Here is a 1,197-nt window from a genome sequence, read left to right as displayed (position 1 = left end):
GGTTAAGCTTAAGTATTCAAAAAGTCGCTCAAGTGTATAAACAGATGAGTGACTATGGGGCTATGGCTGCGTAAAAGTGTCTAGAGTATTGTTACGTAAATAAAACCAGTAATTGATGACTACGCAGATAGCATAAAATATTGCGAAACCAATTAAAGCGACTTCAGGCGTAGTGGCAGTGATTTGCTCACCTATTACTTGCGGAATATAAAATGCCCCATAAGCAGCTATCGCAGATGTCCAACCCAGAACAGGACCCGCTTGCTCTTTAGGGAAAACGATTGCAATGGTGCGAAAGGTGGAACCATTACCTATGCCTGTTGCGGTGAATAGAGCAAGGAATAAAATAAAGAAGGGCACAAAGTAATTTTCAGGTGTTGCTGAATTATATGCAGCTTGCATGTAATAGGCGACACCTAGAGCACTGACAACCATAATAATTGAGCAGAATTGCGTTACTATTGCACCACCTACTTTATCTGCTATCCAGCCACCGACAGGACGAATGAGCGCACCAATAAAGGGTCCCATCCAGGCATACATGAGTGCACTTGGACCATTAGGGTTTACGGTATCATGGGTCATCTGGCCATCAGCCATAATATGGCTATAACCAAATATGACTTTGATTGCTAATGGAAAGGCTGCTGCAAAACCAATAAAGCTGCCAAAGGTCATGGTGTAAATGACACTCATAATCCAGGTATGCTTATTATTAAAAATCTTATATTGCCGTGATAGGCTGGTTTTTATTTGTCCAGGCAAACTTTTCAAGGCAAACACGGTCGCAGTGATAATACCAATGAGAACAATTTCTTTGGGAATCCCCCAGCCAGAGCCATTTGCAGTTTCTGGCAGCATCAGCCATAACCCAACACCAGCGGTTAGAAAACCGATAAGAAACATAAAGGTTATCTTGGTAAATGCACTTGATGCATTGCCTATGTCTGGTGATACTTCAGGAGTACATAAATTATTCATACCAAACCAGCCTAAAAAGGCCAGAGGAATAAGTAGCAGTAGCCAGACGTAGCCAGCATTTTGAATCCAGGTTTCTGAGCCGGCTGGGATTTTTCCTATCAGGGTTCCTGAGCCGTTAATTAATACGTGTCCCCTCTGCAACCGTGCGTGACTCCCCCCAGCCCTTGCTGTTAGCCTTTTCCTGCATCGTTAATAGTTCAGGAGAAGCACCGTGGA

1 protein-coding gene is annotated in these 1,197 nt (G+C 43.4%); it reads right to left on the bottom strand.

All coding sequences use genetic code 11. The features are described 5' to 3' along the window. Positions 1-60 precede the first annotated feature (60 nt). The gene (locus tag F607_RS32335; RefSeq protein WP_230400468.1) at positions 61-1,122 is read right to left on the bottom strand and encodes an MFS transporter; all 1,062 of its coding nucleotides are present in this window, start codon (positions 1,120-1,122) and stop codon (positions 61-63) included. Positions 1,123-1,197: the final 75 nt, after the last annotated feature.

Source organism: Zooshikella ganghwensis DSM 15267, assembly GCF_000428585.1.
GTDB classification, from domain to species: domain Bacteria; phylum Pseudomonadota; class Gammaproteobacteria; order Pseudomonadales; family Zooshikellaceae; genus Zooshikella; species Zooshikella ganghwensis.
Note: the sequence above shows the minus strand (reverse complement) of the source record. Positions and strands in the feature narration are given on the sequence as shown.